The following is a 20,467-nucleotide window of genomic DNA, read 5'->3' as shown; positions in this document are numbered from 1 at the left end:
GCCGGCAACCTGACGGCGCAGGTGCGCAACATCGCCGACGTGACCAAGGCGGTGGCGGCGGGCGACCTGTCCAAGAAGATCACGGTGGACGTCAAGGGCGAGATCCTGGAGCTGAAGAACACCGTCAACACCATGGTGGACCAGCTGTCCTCGTTCGCCGCCGAAGTGACGCGGGTGGCGCGCGAAGTCGGCACCGAAGGCCGGCTGGGCGGCCAGGCGCAGGTCAAGGGCGTATCGGGCACCTGGAAGGACCTGACCGACAACGTGAACTTCATGGCCGGCAACCTGACCGGTCAAGTGCGCGGCATCGCCAAGGTGGTGACCGCCGTCGCTAACGGCGACCTGGAGCAGAAGCTGATGGTGGATGCCAAGGGCGAGATCGCCGCCCTGGCCGAGACGATCAACTCCATGATCGAGACGCTGGACACCTTCGCCGACCAGGTGACCACGGTGGCGCGCGAGGTGGGCGTGGAAGGCAAGCTGGGCGGGCAGGCCAAGGTGCCGGGTGCCTCCGGCACCTGGAAGGGCCTGACCGAGAACGTCAACCAGCTGGCCGCCAACCTGACCACCCAGGTGCGCGCGATCGCCGAGGTGGCCACCGCCGTGACGCAGGGCGACCTGACGCGATCGATCACGGTGGAGGCGCTGGGCGAAATGGCCGCCCTGAAGGACACCGTCAACGAAATGATCAGCAACCTGCGCGACACCACGCAGCTGAACACCGAGCAGGACTGGCTCAAGACCAACCTGGCCAAGTTCTCCCGGATGCTCCAGGGGCAGAAGGATCTGGTCGCGGTGGGTCACCTGATCCTGTCGGAACTGGCGCCGGTGGTGGGGGCGCAGCAGGCCGAGTTCTACGTGCTGAGCAACACGTCCGACCCGCCGAGGCTGCGCCTGACCGCCAGCTATGCCTCCGATGGCCATGGCGCCTACGGCAAGGAAGTGGACCTGGGCCAGGGCCTGGTCGGCCAGTGCGCCTTCGACAAGAAGAAGATGCTGCTGACCTCCAGCCTGCCGGACACGCTGCGCATCGCCTCGGGGCTGACCGAGGCGCCGCCGCTCAACGTGCTGGTGCTGCCCATCATCTTCGAAGGCAAGGTGCGCGGCGTGCTGGAACTGGCCTCGATCGAGCGTTTCAACCCGACGCACGAGCAGCTGCTCGACCAGCTGTCCGAGTCGATCGGGATCGTGATCAACACGATCGAGGCCAACATGCGCACCGAGGACCTGCTGACCCAGTCGCAGTCGCTCGCGCAGGAGCTGCAGAGCCGGCAGGAAGAACTGCAGCAGACCAACGAGGAACTGCAGGAGAAGGCGCGATTGCTGGTGCACCAGAACCACGAGGTGGAGCGCAAGAACCGGGAAGTGGAGCAGGCCCGCCAGGCACTGGAGGAAAAGGCCAAGCAGCTGGCGCTGACGTCCAAGTACAAGTCCGAGTTCCTGGCCAACATGTCGCACGAGCTGCGCACCCCGCTGAACTCGCTGCTGATCCTGTCGGACCAGCTGTCGAAGAACCCCGAGGGCAACCTGAGCGGCAAGCAGGTGGAGTTCGCCCGGACCATCCATTCGTCGGGCAACGACCTGCTGATGCTGATCAACGACATCCTGGACCTGTCCAAGATCGAGTCCGGCACGGTGGCCGTGGACGTGAGCGAGCTGCGCCTGCAAGACCTGCAGCTGTACGTGGAGCGCACCTTCCGGCACGTGGCGGAGGCCAAGGGGGTGGATTTCAACATCCGGTCCGGGCTGCAACTGCCTTCGGCGGTGGTCACAGATGCCAAGCGCCTGCAGCAGATCCTGAAGAACCTGCTGTCCAATGCCTTCAAGTTCACGCACCAGGGCAACGTGACGCTGACCATCGAGGAGGTGGTCACCGGCTGGAGCACCGACCACGAGGAGCTCAACCGGGCGCACCAGGTGGTCGCGTTCGCCGTGTCCGACACGGGCATCGGCATCTCCGGGGACAAGCAGCAGATCATCTTCGAGGCCTTCCAGCAGGCCGACGGTTCCACCAGCCGCAAGTACGGCGGCACCGGCCTGGGACTGGCGATCAGCCGCGAGCTGGCCAAGCTGCTGGGCGGCGAGATCCGGCTCGCCAGCGCGCCGGGGCAGGGCAGCACCTTCACGCTGTACCTGCCGGTGCACTACCCGGCCACGCGCAACACCCGCCGCACGGGCTCGTTCGCCGATTCGCGCCCCGGCGACGTGCCGACTGCTCTGCCACCGCTGGTGCGCCGGCCGATGCCGGTGCCGGCCGTGGTTGAAGCCGCGGCCGAACCGGTGCGGCTGCCCGCCAACGAGGCCGACGACGACCGCGACAGCATCCAGGAGGGCGACCTGGTCCTGCTGATCGTGGAGAACGACCTGGCCTTCGCGCGCTTCCTGCTGGACGCTGCGCGCGCCAAGGGCTTCAAGGGCATCGCCACCGCCATGGGCGCCAGTGCGCTGACCTTTGCCAGCCAGTACCCGCTGGCGGCCATCACGCTCGACATGTACCTGCCCGACATGGATGGCTGGCGCGTGCTCGACCGGCTCAAGCAGGATTTCGCCACCCGGCACGTTCCCGTGTGCGTGATCTCGACCGACGACTCCAGGGACCGGGCCTTCAAGGGCGGGGCGCTGGCCTTCGTCGAGAAGCCGATTCCGTCGCAGGAGGTGCTCGACACCGTGCTCGACCAGCTGCGCGACTGGTGCACGCGCAAGGAGCGCAAGGCGCTGGTCGCGCTCAAGGACGGCGCGGCCCGCACCGAGCTGCTGGGCTACCTGGAGAGCGCGGGCGTGACGCCGGTGGTGGCCAAGAGCGCCGACCGGTTCGTGCAGGCGCTGGACGAGGCGCAGTTCGACTGCGTGGTGCTGGAGGACGCCTTCGGCAAGCTCGACAGCAGCCAGGTCCGGCAGGCCTTGGGCAACCAGGCCGGGCTCGGCCCGTTGCCGCTGCTGCTGTACCGCAACGGCGCGGCCGGCGAGGGCGGCCGCTTCGCCTGGCACTCGGACGACCGCGTGACCGTCACCGAAGTGCACAACCCGGCCCGGCTGAACGACGCTGCGCTGCTGGCCTTGCACCGGAGCCTGCGCGGCTTGCCGGAAGCCCGGCGAGCGCGACTGGAGGAAGCCGCTTCGGAGGCCCGGCCGCTGGCCGGCCGGCGCGTGCTGATCGTCGACGACGACATGCGCAACATCTTCGCGCTGGCCACGGTGCTGGAAGAGCATGCCATGGACATCGTGTGGGCCGATAATGGCCGCGAAGCCATCAGCCGCATCGCCAACGATCCGCAGATCGAGGTGGTACTGATGGACATCATGATGCCCGAAATGGACGGCATGGCGACCATGAAGGAAATCAGGAAGCTCCCCCAGGGCAGGAACCTGCCGATGATCGCCGTCACGGCCAAGGCCATGAAGGGCGACCGCGAGAAGTGCATCGAGGCGGGTGCCTGGGACTACCTGTCCAAGCCGGTCGACACCCATGACCTGCTGTCCGTGCTGAGGGCCTGGCTGCACCAGTGACTGCACGCATCAACCCCGAGGCCCAGGCTGCGCTGCAGGCGCGCGACAAGGCCAACATCCTCGTCGTCGACGACCTGCAGGAAAAGCATGTCGTCTTCCGCACCGTCCTCGACGAACTCGGCGAGAACGTCGTCAGCGCGCGGTCCGGCAAGGAGGCCCTGCGCTGCATCCTGGAGATGGAGTTCGCGGTCATCCTGCTGGACGTCAACATGCCCGACATCGACGGGCTGGAAACGGCCGGCCTGATCCGCCAGTACAAGAAGTCGGCGCAGACGCCGATCGTCTTCATCACGGCGTACGTCGACGAGGTGCAGGCCAAGCGCGGCTACGAGCTGGGCGCGGTGGACTACATCCCCTCGCCGGTCGTGCCGGAGGTGCTGCGCTCCAAGGTGCGCGTGTTCGTGGACCTCTGGCGCATGAACCGCCAGCTGCAGTTGCGCGCCGTCGAACGCGAGGCGCTGGCGCGGTCCGAGGCCGCCCGGGCGGCCGCCGAGGAAGCGATCCACCGCGCCGATTTCCTGGCCGAGGCGAGCCAGGCCCTGTCGCGCTCGCTCGACCTGGACAACACCCTCGCGGCCCTGCTGGACCTGTGCGTGCCCATGCTGGGCGAGCGCGCCATCGTGGCCCTGGCCGATGCCGAGGGCGCGGTGCGCCGCGTCGAAATGCATCCGCCGGCGCCGGCCGGCGACGACGAGGCCTTCACGCCCGCCTTGCGCCAGGCGGCCGCGCAGGTGCTGCGCGAGCGCCAGTCCCGGCTCTGGCGCCAGGGTGACCGCGCGGCGGCCCTGTGTCCGCTGGTCGCCGGCGACCGGGTGCTGGGCGTCCTGTCCACCCTGGGTCCGGCCGTGCAGATGGACTCGGCGCGGCTGGTGCTGGTGCGCGAGATGGCCGACCGCGCCTCCATCGCCATGGAGAACGCGCGCCTGTACACCGCGGTGCAGGAGGCCGACCGCCGCAAGAACGAATTCCTGGCGATGCTCGCCCACGAGTTGCGCAACCCCCTCGCGCCCATCCGCAACGCCGTCCACATCATGCAGTCGCCCGACGTGCCCGCCGCCACGCTGACCTGGGCGCGCGACGTCATCAGCCGCCAGGCCGACCACATGGCGCGGCTGATCGACGACCTGCTGGATGTCTCGCGCATCGTGCAGGGCAAGGTCGTGGTCAAGCCGGAGAAGCTGCAGCTGTCCGCGCTGGTCGAACGCTCGGTCGAATCGAGCCTGCCCAAGCTGGAATCGCGCAAGCAGCAGATGGTGCTGCAACTGCCGTCCGAGCCGGTCGAGCTCGACGGCGATGTGGTGCGGCTGTCGCAGGTGCTGTCCAACCTGATCAACAACGCATCGAAGTTCTCGCCCTCCGGCAGTCGCATCCACCTGCGCGCCAGCTTCGCGCAGGGCCAACTCGAGATCGTGGTCAAGGACGAGGGGGCCGGGATCGATCCGGCCTTCCTGCCGCGCATCTTCGACCTGTTCGCGCAGGGCGACCAGTCGCTCGACCGCGCGCAGGGCGGGCTGGGCATCGGCCTCACCCTGGTCAAGCACATGGTGCAGCTGCACGGCGGCACGGTGGAGGCGCACAGCGAGGGCGTGGGCCACGGCACCGAAGTGAGAATCGTCCTGCCGGCCCGGCTGGCCGAGTCGCCGTCGGCCGCGGCCCCGGCCGAGCCGCGGCAGCCCGTCGCCTCCGCCTCGGCGCCTTCGCGCATCCTTGTCGTCGACGACCTGATGGCCTCGGCCGAGACGCTGATGACCCTGCTGGAGATGGAAGGCTTCGAGGTCAAGGTGGCCAACGAGGGGCACTCGGCCCTGCAGATCGCGCAGGATTTCCGGCCCGACGTGGTGCTGCTGGACATCGGCCTGCCGGGCATGAACGGCTTCGAGGTCGCGAACCAGCTGCGCAAGCAGCCGGCCTCGCGCGACGCGCTGCTGATCGCACTGACCGGCTATGGAGAAGCCGAAAGCCGCTCGCGCTCGGCCCAGGCCGGCTTCGACTTCCACATGGTCAAGCCGGCCGACGTGAACCTGCTGCTGTCCATGATCGCCGACCCTCGCGAAGCCCGGAAAAGCAAGGCGGCCTGAAGGCCGGCCGGCCTCCAGGCAGGCCGGTGCGCGGGCAGCCCGCTGCTACAATCGCCGGCTCGCAGGAGAGGTGGATGAGCGGTTTAAGTCGCACGCCTGGAAAGCGTGTGTGGGTTAATAGCCCACCGCGGGTTCGAATCCCGCCCTCTCCGCCAGAAGTCCAGTATCCATGCCGCTTCCAGCCCGTTCCGAGCAAGCGACCCCACAAAGAACCCCACTTCACGCGGATGAGACCGGTCGGCGTGTGTCGCGCTTAAGCAACTGATTTCGGCTCGAGTAGCTCGCCGGGCGCGCAGATCCGGCCCGCGGCTGTGGACCCCGCATCCATCCGGGCTGCAACGCGCACACGCCACGCACATGCGGTCCTTCGAGGCCGACTCGCCGCACCCATGCGGCCTTTCCGAGCGACAGCCCGCACCTATGCGGCCCATCACTGGCGACAGCCCTAACAGTGCGGGCATTCATGGCCGCCGTGACGTTCCGCCTGCCTCGCCTACGGGCGAGGCAGCACAGCAGTGTTGAACAGATTGACGCGCAGGGCCTTCTCTGCGAAGCAGCTCTCGCATGGGAGCAGCAAGGTACGTGACGGTCTTGAGCTTGCTTGCAGGCAGCCGCCCGTACTTCTTCGCGACCTCGACGAGGGCGCGCCGAGCTTCAGCGTTCAGCAGGGATACTGGTCCGGGTGTTTCGTCGAGAAGTCCTTGCTGCTGCCCCAACGAGACTACGAGCTGATTGCCGATGCTTTTCGTTCGGCAACCTGGAATGAGGGCCGCCAGGCGACTTGCGTGCGGTTCGACGCAGTATGGGCCGTCCTTCTGGCACCCAAAGTAGCCTTCAGTTAGTCGCTGCGAAGTCGCTCCCAAGTGACGAACCTCAGCCATAAATAGCAGCTTGTACAGCGCGAAGTAAGTCGTCTCGCCGCCAGACTCTTCCAGCAGGACGCGAGCTGCAACCCCGACCTTGTCCGATGATCTGGCGTGTTTGGTGGGGCTCCGTCGTTTCGTACCTGCACTGAGTCGTCGCACTGTTTCAGCGATGAACTGGCAGTCGGAGAGCTGATTGGCGAAGCTGCGATGCACGATCGCTCGCTGCCCGGGGTGGTACGCCGGAATGAGAAGCCGACCGGCCCAGGCGTGTACCTTGCGGACGCCTTCCTTGAGCGAAACGCTGTGCCACTCAACTATCGAAGTCGCTCGTAGCGCAACTGCCCCTGGAGTGACGACTACCAGGCTTCCGACGAGTTGCCACTGATCCTTTAGGAAGGTCGCGCAATTCGCGATTTCCGTCGGTCACGGAGTGGCGCTTCCCGCTCTCGTCTTTCGGGTTTCCTCGCAGGCGGCAACACCTTCGCGCCCGCAACGCTAGCTGGCAGCGCTTGCAGGTATAAGAACACGCGAGTCGTGGCAGACTGGCCGGAAGTCGGGGCAAGGACGCCCTTGCCTTGGAGTAGCCCGCAATCGGGCTGAGCCTGCCCCAGAGCAACCGAGCCTGAGCACTCCGATCCAACCCTGCCTGGTAGCTCAGACTCGGACTGAGCCAACTCGCAAGACGAGTGAGATGTCGATGACGTCCTCGACCGGGCCTTGGCCTACCACGAGGCAGCGCGTCAGGTCATCGCGCAGCGTCGCCTTGGCTTAAGCGACGGCGCGGCTTTGACCTAAGCAAGCTAGGAGGTATGGGTGTTCAATTGGCCGGCGCGGCATAGCCGCTCGCGTGGAAAAATCTTGCCGAGGCTGTATCGGAGGGGGCGGGTACAACAGTAGGGCCTTGCATCACCTGCCGAATGCTGCGGAAAGGGAACCATGGGGCTCGTTGCAACGCTTCTGGGTCAGATGTCCAGGACTCCGAGGGAACAACGCGTATCACGTTTACAGGCGACAAGTCGTGAGCAGATCCGGCGGGAGCTGATCGCAATGGCATTGCGCGATACGCTAAAGAGATACGGTCTTCCGGCTGGAAGCATCACCGTGGAAACACTGCCGGGTAGCACTGCCGGCCGCGAGGGGACAATACATGTGCAGCTTGTCTTCAGGCACGGGCAACCGAAGCTTCTGTCGTACGCCATTTCCCTGGAAGTTGCCCTCAGGAGCAGGCTGGCTCGACTCGACCCCCTGTCGCCGGCGTGGATCACCGGCCTTTCATGGCGATTCGAGCCGGAGGACTGCGCGCTCTGGCCGCATTTGCCGGCCAACGGGCCGCTGAACTCGGTCAGTACTCTCGGCCGCCTGACGCCGAAAAGCCCGAAGGTTTCACTGGATGGCCTTCTCAGCTCGGGCGATCCCGCTTTTCGCGACCCGGGGCAGGGGCACCTAGAATTCAGCCCAACCTTGCCGATGCCCGGGAGGCAGTAGTCCGGTGCACCCGCCTAGCGGAGGCCCTTGCGCAGGGCGTAAATCACAAGGCTCGCCAGGTCGCGAATCCCTAATCTTTTCATAATGCGCGACCGATGCACGTCCACAGTTTTGGAGCTCAGGCCCAGGGCAAAGCCGATTTCCTTGGAGGATTTCCCGTTGGCCAGCAGCTTCACTATCTCGATCTGTCGCGCCGTGAGCACCTCTTCCGCCGGAGGCTCCGAAGGCTCCATCAGCAACTTCACGATCGTGGCGCTGACGTAACTTCCCGTGGTCATCACGGCGTGGATGGCCGACGCCAGCTCGAATTCGCTGGCGTCCTTGCGCAGATAAGCGGAGGCGCCAGCGCCGATGGCACGCTTAACCACGTCGGCCGCGTCGTGCATCGACAGGACGATCACCTTAATGAGCGGGTGACGCGTGCAGATCTCCTGCAGGATCGTGATGCCATCCATGCCGGGCATGGAGAGGTCAGTAATCACGATCTCTGGCTGGACCGATTGCAGCAACTCCAGCAACTCCGCGCCGCTGCCGACCTCGGCGATTACCTGGACTGCGGGAAGGGATTTGAGAAGGGAGCGGACCCCCGAACGGACGAGCGGATGATCATCGGCGATGACCACACTGATCGTGGACGTTATTGGTTGCATGTTCTAGGCGCTGTGCGAATGCCTTCCATCACTCGGCCGCATGGTGATGCGCAAGCCAAGCCGGAGTGGCCAAGCCGGAGTGGCGCCCATCCTTCGCGGCGGCGGCGATTATGGGGTGGAACGGATCGCTGCCGAGCGTGCAGTTCTCAGCTCGATCGGCAGAGTCATTGCATCTTTTCTTTCTCGCATCGGCTACTTTCTGTCTAAGCACAAGGCCGAGCTTGCGTTCAAGAATTCGGACGGCCTGCTTGTGATGAAGGAAGCCAACCGTAATGACTACCTTGCCTTGCGGCTGCGCGTCGGCGCCCGAGTCTGCATCACGGCCGCCTGATCGTGGGACGGCGCGCCTTCGAGTCGTCCACTGCTTTCCAGCTCGTGGACGGCGCCCAAGGCCGCGATGGTCTCGTCCTGTACCGACCGGCACTGGTCGATCAGCAGAGCAGCGCCCTTTGTGCTACCCGCCTTCGAGATCTTCTTCAGTTTGAGCAGAAGACCCGTCAGTTGTTTCGCTCCGATGACGGCGGACATGCCGGAATACTCATGCACCAAGGCTCGAAACGCGGCATGGTCCTTCGACCGAACCGCGGCCGCGAGACGAGACAGAATGTCTTGCGAGCTCATTCTGAAAGATGCCGTCAACTCCTTCAGAAATTCGCCCGTACCATCCACCTCGAGGTGGCAGCGGATCCGCTCCAGCGAGAGCAGGTGGGATGGGCACCCTTGCTGCAGCTTCATGCCTGGCGGAACGGCCGCGCCTAGCGCAAGCTGTTCAAGGGTCGTTCGCAGCGTTGAAGGTGAGAATGGCTTTTCGATGTACCGGTCGGCGCCGGCTGCTATGGCAGCGGCCACATGCTCTCGCATGACGTTCGCACTCATCGCGACGATGCGTGGGCGGCGGTCCGCGGGTATGTTCCTAACGATGAACTTCGTGGCACCGAGGCCGTCCACGACCGGCATCTCGATGTCCATCAGCACCAGGTCGTAGTCCTTCTGCCTGATTGCTTTGATCACCTGTGCCCCGTCGTGCGCGATGTCTGCTTGGTAGCCGAAGCCTGCCAGCATCCGCAGCACGACCTTCCGGTTGATATCGTTGTCTTCGGCCACGAGGATGCGCAGCGGCAATGCGTGTCCGAGCGATCCGTCGAATAGCGACCCAGGCTGTTCGCTCGCAAACGACGGCTCGCCATGACAATGGAGCGCGGTCACGAGCGCGTCGTAGAACACCGATTCGGTGCAGGAGCGCGCGATTGTCCAGACGCCCAAAGAGGGATCCGACGACTCCGGGCCTTTGCCGGGCGATAGCAGCACTGTCGGCACCGCGAGGCCGTTCTCTCGCAGCTCGCGCACGAACTGCAGCCCGGCGGCTCCGTTCAGCCGGTGCGAAGAGGTGACGACCAGGTCGAAGCGGTCGCTGGCGGAGAGCATCCGGAGCGCTTCGGCCGGGCTGCGGCAGGAATCGATCTTCATGCCCCAGCGCTTGAGCTGATCAAGTAGGGCGTCGGCGTCGGATCGGCCCGTCAGCACGACCAGCGCTTGCCTTCCCCACAGCGGCGCGTGCGAGCTGGTGGTCACGCGTGACATCGGAATGGCGGGCTCGGCCAGGAAGCTGAAGGAGACCGTGGTGCCCGCGCCTGGTTCACTTTCGATCTCGATGGAGCCGCCCATGGCCTGCACCAGCCGCTTCGAAATGGCAAGCCCCAGGCCAGTTCCGCCGTAGCGGCGGGCGGTGCTTGAATCCCCCTGAACGAACGGTTCGAAGATGGAGTCGAGCTTGTCAGGGGAGATGCCGACGCCGGTGTCTTCCACGTAGACGCCGATTGTGCAGCGGCTGCTGCTCCCGTCCCGGCTCCCGCGCGATGAGGGAGAGGCCAGCAGCCTGAGGGCGACCCGGACGTGGCCCCGCTCGGTGAACTTCACCGCGTTGGAGATCAGGTTCACGAGCACCTGCTGGAGCCGGGTGCGGTCACCGAGGATCAGCGCCGGTATGTCAGCATCAAAGTCCGCCGACAGCACCACGCGCTTTTCCCCGGCGTTCGATTCCAGCAGGCGCAAGCTGCTGTCAACCACCTCCTGCAGGCGCAGCGGCAGCCGTTCCATCTCCATCTGTCCGGACTCGATCCTGGAGTAGTCGAGGATGTCGTTGATGACAACGAGGAGCGACTCGCCGCTCTTGCGGATGGTCTCCGCGATCTCACGCTGGTCAGGCGTGAGCCGTGTATCCAGCAGGATGTTTGTCATGCCGATGACACCGTTCATCGGCGTGCGAATCTCATGGCTCATCGTTGCAAGAAACGCGGCTTTGGCCGCAGCCGCCTGCTCGGCAGCGGCCTTGGCCTGCTGCAGGGTACCGATGATCTTCTTGTGCTGCGTGATGTCCGTGTAGGTCGTCACGACGCCCCCGGTTGGCATGGGCGCATCCCGCACCTCGAACACCCGCCCATCGGGCTGGAGTTCCTCGCGCACCCGCGGCGTGGGATCAAAGTCGCTGTCCGGCGTGGGCGGCGTGGTGGCATCCGGGAAGCCCTGCGCTGGCGGGATCCGCATGCCCAGCGCAAGTGTCCCAAAGTCTGAGATGAGTTGGTCCGGGGCGCCTTGCGGAAGACTGAGCAGCGATCGGAACGTCTGGTTGTCCAAGACCAGGCCGCCATCCGAATCGAAGACGGTCACACCGCACGGGATGTTCTCGAGGACCGCACCGAGCAACTCGTTGTTCCGGCGCAGCCTGCGTTCTGCCACCACCTGGTCGGTGAGATCCACCAGCACGGCAAAGTACTCGCCGGGCTTTTCGGGCGTGGCAAGCCCGCGGCTGCGAAGGCGGACATACCGGCGCTCGCCGCTGGGTCTCGTCACACGACAAAGGATGTTCACAGGTTGGCCGGCGGCGCAGGCTTCCCGCCAAGACCCGAGGATTTGGCGACGATCCTCCGGAACGAGCGCGCTCATCCAGCCATAGCCTAGGAACTCTTCTGAGCTCAGTCCCGTGATCTCGCGGCAAAGTGAATTGGCGCACGTCGCGCTGCCGCTGCCGTTCGCCCGGAACACGCCGAACGGCGACTCATCGAAATAGGCTTGGAGTTCGCGCACGGCCCTTGCTCTTATTGAATGCGCGCCCCCGAGCATAGCGACCAACGTGCACGCTCCGCTAGGGGGCTTCTGCGCGCAGGCATAGGGAATCGGCGCACTTACGGATTTAGGGCCGGCAGAGCTAAAGAATCGGCCTATCAGTGGGTATGGGGCCGGTGGCCCACTTCTCCCCGCGCCAGCCTATGAGGACAAGAAGTCTTCGTAGTTCGTGCAATCGTTTTACAAGAGGGACTCAGGAATGAAGGTCAAGTTCAACAAGTTCGCCGCGGCCATTGCCGCCACCCTGGTTTCGGTCGGGGCCTTCGCCACGGACAGTGGCACCGGCACCATGGCCGTCACGGCCTCCATCGCGGAGGAGTGCTCCATCGGAAACACCGCGGCCCTGGCGTTCGGCCAACTCAGCGTGCTGACCAACGGTGCGGCCTCCAGTGCGGCCAGCGATTCGCTCTCCGGCGGCACCTTTGATGCGATCTGCACAACCGGCACGACTACGCCGAAACTGCGGTTCACCTCCGCCAATGCCGGCGCGACCAACAGCTTCCGGCTGGTGGGCGCCGATGCCACCACCTTCATCGTCTACACCATCAGCGAGTCCGGCGGCACCGCGATCGCGTACAACACGGCGGCGGCGTTCACCGGCTTCAGCGCCGATGGGGCCACCAAGAGCCTGAGCATCGTCGGTTCGATTGCCGCGAGCGAGAAGAGTGGCAAGGCCAAGCAGGCCTACACCGACACCATCACCATCACCAGCAGCTACGGCATCTGAGGAGGGCCGGGCATGGCGCTCTTCCGGACACTTCGACGCTCGTGGCGCGGGTGCCCAGCCTGGTGGGTCCGTGCCTGCCTCGTTGCCGCCCCGGCCCTCGTGGGCTGCGTCGCGGCAACGGCCCAGGCGCTCATCAGTCCTGTCCTCATTGAGTTCAAGCCGAAGCAGAAGATAGCGACCATCCGCGTCGCGCTGAGCGACAAGGCCACCCGGCCCATGCGCCTGCAGGCCCAGCTGCTTTCCTGGCGGCAGGATGCGCACGGAGCGGCGATCACGCAACCGAGCGACGACCTCGTGGTTACGCCGCGCATCGCCGACATCAAGCCCGGCAGCCAGCAGGTGCTACGGCTAGCGTTACGCGGTTCCCTGCCGGCCGATACCGAAATGGCCTACCGGCTCGTCCTCGAGGACATCGAGGACGGACCGACGATTGACGCGGGAGGCGGCGCCGCGGTCAATTTCCGGATGGCCTACGACTTGCCAGTGCTGGTGGCTCCCCGGGGACCGGTCGTGGGCGCGCTGCGCTGGCGCGGGTGCCCGACGACGACTCCGCGCGCGGCGAACGGAAGCTGCGTGCAACTCGTGAATGCGGGCAACCGCCGTGTGAAGGTGCAGGCCCTGACGCTGGCGGGTGACGGGTGGCGCAAGTCGATCGACCTCGGGGAAGGCGTGGCCGTGCTGGCCGGCGACGAACGCGAATGGTCCGTGGGCGAGCTCGCGTCCGGGCCCGTGCGCAGCGTGCTAGTGCGAATGGTCGGCGGGGAGGAGCTGCAGGCCGAGCCGGCCGGCAGCTGACAGGGGCCGCTCGCCATCATGTCGAGCGGCCGCGCTTTTGCAGCGGCCGCCGGAATGTGATCGGACCTTGACCTGGGCGCGTCCGTCATTTATCAGGCATGCACTGGGCGGGAGCAGTGGCCTCTCGGCCCTGGTCGCGGCCGCGCAGATGGTCTGGTTCGGTGCCGCGTCGGCCGCCCCGATGACGATCAGCGTCGTCGAGCAGGAGGGCGCTGCTGCCCGAATCCGCATCGATGTGTCGGTAGGAGCGGAGCCCGTGTTGGCATGGGCCGGTTTGCGCGGGCCGGGCCCATATCCGCTGGCGCTGATCTGGTCGGACGCATCGCTGAAATTGGCGGCACCGCTTCCCGCCTTGCCCCATGCACCGACCGGACCGCTGCAATCGATCACGCTGCGCACGGTGGGAAGCACCGATCGATTGGAATTTTTGTTGCGCCAGCCGGTCTATCCCAGGCTGCGGCGCGTCGGAAGTACGTGGCTCCTGGACCTTGTGCCGGAGACCCGTGAGCCCGTTGCTGCATCGCCGTTGTACTCCCCGGGCGTTGCGTCCGCCTCTGCTCCGATCACCGCGCCCGAGCCGCTCTTGGTCGACCTGACCGTCAACGGCTTGCGACAGGCCGATATCGCCCGGGCCGAGCTGCTGCCCGATGGAAAGGTGCTGATCGCGAGCGAGAACTGGAAAGCCGCGCGACTTGCGCCTGCGGGCCCGCTGCTGGAGATGTCCGACGGGACGCCGGCTTTCGCCGTCGACCAAGTGGAGGGTGCGCGCTTGCGCGTGGAGAAGCAGCTTCTTCGCATCGAGATCGAGGCGCCGCCCGCAGCCTTCGTGGCCGAGAGCATGGAGGTCGCTTCGGGTGCCCATCTCAGGCCCCGTCGCTCCTCCGCAGGCGCTGTCCTGAACTACGACGTGACGGTGACCCGGCCCGGCAACGGCACGCCCGCCACGTCCGGCGCGACGGTCGAAGCGATCGGATTCGGCTCTTTCGGCACGGCCGTGACCTCGGCCGTGCTCAGCGACGATGGCACCGGCCGCAGGGCCGCCCGCCTGGACAGCTATTGGCGGTACGACCTGCCCGACGCCATGCAGTCCGTCGTGGTCGGGGACACCATCGGCGTTGGCGGTGGCTGGAGCCGGCCGGTGCGTTACGGCGGCCTGCGGTGGGGCCGGGACTTCGGCTTGCGTCCCGGATTCGTGCAGATGCCGCTCGCCACCGTGTCGGGCGAGGCGGCACTGCCTTCCACGGTCGATCTCCTCATCAACGACTCGCAGCGCTTCACCCAGTCCGTGCGCCCGGGTCCATTCGACCTGACCGGCGTGCCGGTCGTCACCGGCGCCGGCGAGCTCAGCATGGTCGTGCGCGACCTGCTCGGGCGGCAGACGGTGATCCGGCAAAGCTATTACGCCTCGCCCGAGCTGCTGGCTCCTGGCCTCACGGATTTCTCGGTGGAGGCCGGTTGGTTGCGCACGGGGTTCGGGCGGGACAGTGACTACGGCGAGTCCTTCGCGGCGGCCACGGTCCGCCGCGGCATGACGGCACGCCTGACCGCCGAAGGCCGGGTGGAGCTGCAACGTGATCGCCAGGCCACCGGAGTGGAGGTGGCGGGCTTGCTCGGGACATGGGGAGTAGGGCGGTTGGCCGCAGCGGTGTCGCGCGACCAGCTGCGCGGCCGCCCCGGGCAGGGTGCGCTGGTGCAGCTTGGCATCGAGCGGCGCACACCGCTCGGGGGCGGCTCGATCCAGTACGAGTACGCCACGCGCGACTTCGCACCTTTTGGCGAATCCCGCGTCCCGGGCGCAGCGGACCTGCGCTCCCGCGAGCAGGTCCTGGGCAGCCTTGGTGGCCGTCTCTGGGGCCCGGTGAACGGCGGCGTCAACTACGTTCGCCGCGTCCGCTGGAATGGCGAACGGGCCAGCTCGTTCGGTCTTTCCTTGAGCTTCCCAATCGCTCAGGCTTCGCTGACGGTCTCCGCCGCGCGGCGACTGGGCGACGGCCGTGAGTGGAGCGGCAGCATCAACCTGAATGTCCCGCTCGGTAGCGATTTCTACACAGCCACCAGAGCGGAGCGCCAAGAGGACGGCTCGACCGCCGCCAGCGTGCTCGCGGTGCGAACGCCACCGCCGGGCCCCGGCATGGGGTGGCGCGTGGAAAGTTCCACCGATGCAAACCAGAGGGCTCGCGCGGGCCTGCAGATGAACACGAAGCATGGCGATCTGACTGCCGAGGTGGTGGCCGACGCGGACGCTCGCGTCAGTTCCCGCGCCGGCTTGCGCGGGACGTTGGGGATGATGTCCGGACTGCCGTTCGCCTCACGACCGATCGGTCATGGGAGCTTCGCCGTCGTCCAGATCGAAGGCATGCCGGGCGTGCCGATCAAGCGAAGCAATCAGGTCGTCACCGAGACGGACGAGCGTGGTCTTGCGTTCGTGCCTGGGCTCGTGCCTTGGTACAGGAACGTGATTGAAATCGATGTGGCCGATCTGCCGCTGGATGCGCAGGTTTCGAGCGTCACCCAAGAGGTGGTTCCGTACGCCCGTACAGGTTCACTGGTCAGGTTCGACGTGCGCCGGACGCGGCAGGCGCTGCTGGTGCTCCGGCAGGCCGACCGCCAGCCCGTGCCGGTCGGCACGCGCGTGGAACTCCTGGGAGGCGGCGGTGAGTTTCGCGCAGGCCGCCGCGGCGAAGTCTGGCTGACGGACCTGACGGCGGACCGGCAGCGCATCCGGGTGAGCTGGAAAGGCCACGGCTGCGATCTGGATCTCCGCATTCCGCCAAGTGACGACGGCGCCGCCGTCACTGTGGGGCCCGTCGTCTGCGAGGAAAGAACCCCATGAGAAAACCGTTGCGTTCTTCAGTGGCGCTGGCTCTTGTCAGCTTGGGCAGTGCAAGCATAGCCATGGCCGGATCGTGCAGTGTCGGCTCGACCGGCATGGCGTTCGGCCGCTACCAACCCCTGACATTCGCCGGAAAGTTGGCCTCGAGCGACCGTACGGCGGACGCGACGGTCACACTGAGCTGCATAGCGATCACCACCGGCGGCAGCTACACGATCACGCTGGGGCCCAGCGCGCAGGGCAACAGCATCGTGCCTCGCTACCTTACCCACGATGCGGGCGGGCCCGCGATGAGCTTCAACATCTATACCGATACAACCTACACGTCGGTGTGGGGCGACGGTTTTGTGGGCGCAGTCATTGGCGGAAGCATCCCCGTTGGAGACAGCAGCCGCAGTCACACGGTGTTCGGGCGCGTCGCCGCGGGACAAAGCCAGCTGAGAGTCGGAAACTACGCGAGCTCGCTGACCGTGAGGATCACATACAACCCCTGAGCCGAGATCCGAGCGCGGAAGAACCGCGAGTCTGATCGCGCCCTAAAACGTTCGAGAGTGCTGCTACCCTTTAACCCCGCCCTCTTCGCCAGCACACCGCCGATCAAGCCCCGACAGATTCGCGCCTTCGGGACTTTCCTGAATGAACTCAGCCGCAATTGCAGCGCGGCCGTCCGGCGTCGAAGCAAGCCCGGTGGGCGTTCAGGCCGCTTGCCCCAGCCAGATCGTCGCGAAGCCGATGATCACGCAGGCGATGGCCACGGCATACAGGATCCATCCCGGGAAGGACTTCTCCTTTACCGGCCCGCCCAGCACGCGTCCGGCCACCGCGGCGACGACCGCCAGCACGAACGGATAGACATAGGTCGGCAGGTCGAACATCGGTTGCGCTCGCGCGAAATCCGCGAAACGAGTCTGCCCGCCGGGTGCGCTGCGTATGTCAGGCGGGTTCTTCCGCGCTTGTAGGAAGTCAGGTCCGCAGCGCGCGTGCGCTACCCCGGAATTGCCAATCCCGCCGCCGCGCACAGCAGCACCACGATGACCGGCGAGACGCGCGCGTAGACGAGCAGCCCGAATGCGGCCAGGCCGATGCCGAAGTCGGCCCGGGTGTGGATGGCGCTGGTCCACACCGGGTCGTACAGCGCCGACAGCAGCACACCCACCACGCCGGCGTTCACGCCGGCCAGCGCCGACTGGATCGCTCCGTGTTGGCGCAGCGAGTCCCAGAAGGGCAGCGCGCCGACCACCAGCAGGAAAGCCGGCAGGAAGATGACGGCGAGGAACAGGAGGCCACCCGCCCAGCCACCGACCGGGCCCGCGGATACCGCTCCCAGGTAGGCGGCAAAGGTGAAGAGCGGGCCGGGCACGGCCTGCGCGGCCCCGTAGCCGGCCAGGAACTCCGGATTGCCCACCATGCCGGCCGGCACCACCGTGGCTTGCAGCAGCGGCAGGACGACGTGTCCGCCGCCGAACACCAGCGCGCCGGCCCGGTACACGCCCTCGATCTGTCCGGCGAGCCGGCCACCGACGAGGCCGGAGAGCAGGGGAAGCCCGAACAGCAGCAGGAAAAACAGCGCCAGTGCCGCCGCCCCGGCTGCCCTGGGCACGCGAAATCCGGCTTGAGCGACGGTGGGCTGCGGTGGCAGCTTCAGCACCAGCCAGCCCACCACGCCGGACAGCACGATGGCCGCCACCTGCCCGAGGGCTGTCGGCAGGGCCAGCGTGAGCAGCGCCGCGAACAAGGCCAGGCCGGCGCGCGTCCTGTCCGGGCAGAGCGACCGGGCCATGCCCCAGACCGCCTGCGCCACCACGGCCACGGCCGCGACTTTCAGGCCTTGCACCGCGCCCCCGGCGGCGAGACCGGCCCACTGCTGGATGCCATGGGCGAACAGGATCATCGCGATGGCCGAGGGCATCGTGAAGCCGAGCCAGGCCGACAGGCAGCCCAGCCAACCGGCCCGGGACAGGCCGAGCGCCATGCCCACCTGGCTGCTGGCCGGACCCGGGAGGAACTGGCACAGGGCGACCAGGTCCGAGAAGCTCCTGTCGTCCAGCCAGCCGCGCCGCTGGACGAACTCCGAGCGGAAATACCCGAGGTGCGCCACCGGGCCGCCGAAGGAGGTCAGGCCCAGGCGCAGGAAGGCGAAGAACACCTCGGCGGGATGGCCGCGGCCGCGTGCGGATGCGGGGGAAGCGGGTGCGATGTCGCGGGGGCTCGTCACGGCGCCGCCGCGGCTATTGGGCCAATTCCGATTTGAACGGCCTGAAAACAGAGGGCCGGAATCCGGGCCGCCAGGTGACTACCGGAGGCTTGGCCAAGGGCCAATTCAGCGCACCTGGAGATCTTCCAGCGTCTTGCCGCTCGCGAGCGCGTCCGTGACCCATTTGGGCTTGCGGCCACGGCCGCCCGACCAGGTTTCGCCATTCGGGCCGCGGTATTTCACGATTTTTTCGGCCGGGCTGCGGCGCTTGGCAGCCGGGGAGCGCCGGCCGGAGCCGCCGCCGAACCCGAGGTCCTGCGCGGTCAGGCCGAAGGCTTTCATCTTGGCCTTGATGTCCTCGATCGCCTGCTCGGTTTCGCGCTGGCGCAATTCTTCCGCCTGCGCCATCAGTTTTTCCGCTTGCGCCTTCAATTCCAGGTAGGTTGCCAATTCCGTTCCTTTTTTCGAGAGAGCCGCGAATTTAGCCGAATTCAGGCAAATCAGGAGGAGGCGCGGCTTGCCCGCAGTCCACTCGGGGGAGGCCGGCCATTCATTGAGAACCTCGGCTCAGCCCCGGCCCAGCGGGCTGGGCCGGGAGCGCAGCCCTTCGGGCAGCAGGTCGTCGAACATCTCGCTGATCTCGGAAATCTGTTCCAGGGCCAGCGCTTCGCCCCGGCTGCGCGACAGCACCGCCATCATTTCGCCGCGCAGGAACCACAGGGCCTCGACGCTCACGGCGTAGCGGATCCGGCGCCGCACGGTCGCCAGGCGTTCGGATTCCGCCTCGGCCGACAGCAGGTCCAGCATGCGATGGCGGATGTCCTCGATGGTGACGACCGTGTCCGGATCGTCCTGCGGGGCCGGCGGCCCGGCGCTGAAGATGGCGTGCAGGCTGTTGCGCAGATTGGGCTTGAACCAACGCATGGGATGCTCCTGTGGCGCTCAGGCGGCGCCTTCGGGGGTGGGTTTGGACGCCGCTGCCGGCGCATCGCGCAGCTCGAGCAGTTCGGTGACGGCAAGCTGGGCCAGGCCCGCAGGGATGGCGGCGGGTGGGGTCTGCAGGCCGGCCAGTTCCTCCAGGCGCGCGAAGCTGGACAGCAAGGGGCGGTGGTCCGGGGAAGGGCGGGGCACGCCGAAGCCGACCCGGCGCCGCTCGTCCGGCGCGAGCTTGCCGATCAGGTTGCGCGTGATCCAGATGGCGCCGGCGCGGGCGCTGCGAGACAACTGCGCTGCATGGTCCGCCGCCCCGCCGACCACGGTGAGTTCGATCGGTTCGGCCAGTCGCAGCGGCCCCAGCCATTCCTGGCCTTCGTCCACGCCGGTGTTCATGAACAGCTCGATGTCCCAGCCCTTGCGCGCCTGCCAGCGGCTGCTGACCTGCCGCATCACCTCGCGCGCCTGCAGGGCGGCGGACAGGGCGTTCCACAGGTGGTTGCCGGAAGGCTGCGGCAGGAAATGGCAGACCATGCCCTCGCCAGGATGCCTGCCATGGCGGCCGCCGTGGCTGGCGAAGATGCGGTCCAGCTCGATCCAGATCTCGTTGACCAGCTCGAAGTACTCCCCGGCCGGCAGGTGCAGCCACAGGTCGGACGCGCCCTGCAGGGTGCTGACGAGCACGGCGACCGGCGTCAGGATGGGCGCGGGTGCGCTGCGCGAGGGCAGCGGCGGATGGGCCAGACCTGCCGGCGTCTTCAGCGGATGGGCAGGGGAGCGGCCGGGCGCCGCCAAGGGCGAGCCAGCGGACTGGGGCGGCGCGATCGCCGGGCGGTCCGGCGCCGCGGGTCCAGCGCCGGCCGCCACCTCGTACGCCGCGGGTACCGACGGCGCCGAATCCGGGCGACCGCTGAAATGCGCGGCGATGCGGGCCATGGCCCAGCCCTGGCGCTTGAAGCGCTGGATCTGCTCGATGCGCTCGGCCGTGCCGTCCGGGAAGTAGCCGATGCGCGGCGCCGCCCCGTGCTCGGGGCCGGGCGGCTGCACGTCCGGCCGGGGAATCAGGCCGCTGGCGATGTAGTTGTTCAGGGTGGCCCGCGAAATGCCGGTCCGCTCCAGAACTTCCTTGCTGGTCAGCACGGGTGGTCTCTGTCTTTGAACAGTCTTGGCAGATATTTGTCTGTCTAAGATATTGTGTCAAGACAGAGCACTCGCACGTGTTGCCTTGGCGAAACAGTTGCCGGGCCTGCATCTGTCTAAGTGACTGTCTATCATC

Annotated in this window: 14 protein-coding genes and 1 tRNA gene; 8 read left to right on the top strand and 7 right to left on the bottom strand. The window is 66.8% G+C overall.

The features are described from left to right. The 3 genes from V6M57_RS14660 to V6M57_RS14650 all read left to right on the top strand — a co-directional run. Nucleotides 1-3,507, top strand: a 3,507-nt coding sequence (locus V6M57_RS14660; RefSeq protein WP_332815736.1) for a response regulator, incomplete at its 5' end; no start/stop codon positions are given. Further along, entirely contained in the window at nt 3,504-5,585 is a 2,082-nt protein-coding gene (locus V6M57_RS14655; protein ID WP_332815735.1) for a hybrid sensor histidine kinase/response regulator, read from the top strand. The genes V6M57_RS14660 and V6M57_RS14655, both read left to right, overlap by 4 nt. Before the next feature lie 64 nt (nt 5,586-5,649). Continuing rightward, nucleotides 5,650-5,740: transfer RNA gene (locus tag V6M57_RS14650), tRNA-Ser, on the top strand. A 2,210-nt stretch (nt 5,741-7,950) separates the two neighbouring features. On the opposite strand, the gene V6M57_RS14645 is transcribed toward V6M57_RS14650, so the two are convergent. Further along, nucleotides 7,951-8,559, bottom strand: coding sequence for a response regulator transcription factor (locus tag V6M57_RS14645; RefSeq protein WP_332815734.1), 609 nt, complete (start codon nt 8,557-8,559; stop codon nt 7,951-7,953). A gap of 67 nt (nt 8,560-8,626) precedes the next feature. Here V6M57_RS14645 and V6M57_RS14640 point away from each other — a divergent pair, with 67 nt between their 5' ends. Beyond that, on the top strand, nt 8,627-8,917 hold the full coding sequence (locus tag V6M57_RS14640) for a hypothetical protein (RefSeq protein WP_332815733.1): 291 nt from the start codon (nt 8,627-8,629) through the stop codon (nt 8,915-8,917). Here V6M57_RS14640 and V6M57_RS14635 read toward each other — a convergent pair. After that, nucleotides 8,863-11,670 (bottom strand): ATP-binding protein, encoded by a 2,808-nt coding sequence (locus V6M57_RS14635; RefSeq protein WP_332815732.1) that lies wholly within the window; start codon nt 11,668-11,670, stop codon nt 8,863-8,865. The two genes, V6M57_RS14640 and V6M57_RS14635, sit on opposite strands and share 55 nt — an antisense overlap. A gap of 238 nt (nt 11,671-11,908) precedes the next feature. Between V6M57_RS14635 and V6M57_RS14630 the strand changes: the two genes are divergently transcribed. The 4 genes from V6M57_RS14630 to V6M57_RS14615 all read left to right on the top strand — a co-directional run bounded on the left by V6M57_RS14630 (nt 11,909) and on the right by V6M57_RS14615 (nt 16,558). Next, nucleotides 11,909-12,436, top strand: coding sequence for a spore coat protein U domain-containing protein (locus V6M57_RS14630; protein WP_332815731.1), 528 nt, complete (start codon nt 11,909-11,911; stop codon nt 12,434-12,436). A gap of 12 nt (nt 12,437-12,448) precedes the next feature. Beyond that, on the top strand, nt 12,449-13,231 hold the full coding sequence (locus V6M57_RS14625) for a fimbrial biogenesis chaperone (RefSeq protein WP_332815730.1): 783 nt from the start codon (nt 12,449-12,451) through the stop codon (nt 13,229-13,231). A 67-nt stretch (nt 13,232-13,298) separates the two neighbouring features. Further along, the gene (locus V6M57_RS14620) at nt 13,299-16,064 is read left to right on the top strand and encodes a fimbria/pilus outer membrane usher protein (RefSeq protein WP_332815729.1); all 2,766 of its coding nucleotides are present in this window, start codon (nt 13,299-13,301) and stop codon (nt 16,062-16,064) included. Further along, nucleotides 16,061-16,558: a Csu type fimbrial protein gene (locus V6M57_RS14615; protein WP_332815728.1), complete on the top strand. Its 498-nt coding sequence runs from the start codon at nt 16,061-16,063 to the stop codon at nt 16,556-16,558. Before V6M57_RS14620 ends, V6M57_RS14615 begins: the two co-directional genes overlap by 4 nt. A 201-nt stretch (nt 16,559-16,759) precedes the next feature. Here the strand turns inward: V6M57_RS14615 and V6M57_RS14610 are convergent, their stop codons facing one another. The 5 genes from V6M57_RS14610 to V6M57_RS14590 all read right to left on the bottom strand — a co-directional run bounded on the left by V6M57_RS14610 (nt 16,760) and on the right by V6M57_RS14590 (nt 20,331). Beyond that, the gene (locus V6M57_RS14610; protein ID WP_332815727.1) at nt 16,760-16,939 is read right to left on the bottom strand and encodes a hypothetical protein; all 180 of its coding nucleotides are present in this window, start codon (nt 16,937-16,939) and stop codon (nt 16,760-16,762) included. A gap of 110 nt (nt 16,940-17,049) precedes the next feature. Further along, on the bottom strand, nt 17,050-18,279 hold the full coding sequence (chrA, locus tag V6M57_RS14605) for a chromate efflux transporter (RefSeq protein WP_442968830.1): 1,230 nt from the start codon (nt 18,277-18,279) through the stop codon (nt 17,050-17,052). Nucleotides 18,280-18,384: 105 nt separating this feature from the next. Further along, the gene (locus V6M57_RS14600) at nt 18,385-18,708 is read right to left on the bottom strand and encodes an H-NS histone family protein (RefSeq protein ID WP_332815726.1); all 324 of its coding nucleotides are present in this window, start codon (nt 18,706-18,708) and stop codon (nt 18,385-18,387) included. 117 nt (nt 18,709-18,825) lie between these two features. Then, the gene (locus V6M57_RS14595; protein WP_332815725.1) at nt 18,826-19,182 is read right to left on the bottom strand and encodes a hypothetical protein; all 357 of its coding nucleotides are present in this window, start codon (nt 19,180-19,182) and stop codon (nt 18,826-18,828) included. An 18-nt stretch (nt 19,183-19,200) separates the two neighbouring features. Beyond that, on the bottom strand, nt 19,201-20,331 hold the full coding sequence (locus V6M57_RS14590; RefSeq protein WP_332815724.1) for a hypothetical protein: 1,131 nt from the start codon (nt 20,329-20,331) through the stop codon (nt 19,201-19,203). Nucleotides 20,332-20,467: the final 136 nt, after the last annotated feature.

It is taken from the genome of Ramlibacter sp., from assembly GCF_036676645.1.
In the GTDB taxonomy this organism is placed as follows: Bacteria; Pseudomonadota; Gammaproteobacteria; order Burkholderiales; family Burkholderiaceae_C; genus Ramlibacter.
This window is presented reverse-complemented; position numbering and strand designations above follow the sequence as displayed.

Coding starts and splice junctions, on each gene's coding strand:
- V6M57_RS14640 (WP_332815733.1), top strand. CDS start 8,627: ATGGTGATGCGCAAGCCAAGCCGGAGTGGCCAAGCCGGAGTGGCGCCC.
- V6M57_RS14610 (WP_332815727.1), bottom strand. CDS start 16,939: ATGTTCGACCTGCCGACCTATGTCTATCCGTTCGTGCTGGCGGTCGTC.
- V6M57_RS14595 (WP_332815725.1), bottom strand. CDS start 19,182: ATGCGTTGGTTCAAGCCCAATCTGCGCAACAGCCTGCACGCCATCTTC.
- V6M57_RS14630 (WP_332815731.1), top strand. CDS start 11,909: ATGAAGGTCAAGTTCAACAAGTTCGCCGCGGCCATTGCCGCCACCCTG.
- V6M57_RS14625 (WP_332815730.1), top strand. CDS start 12,449: ATGGCGCTCTTCCGGACACTTCGACGCTCGTGGCGCGGGTGCCCAGCC.
- V6M57_RS14615 (WP_332815728.1), top strand. CDS start 16,061: ATGAGAAAACCGTTGCGTTCTTCAGTGGCGCTGGCTCTTGTCAGCTTG.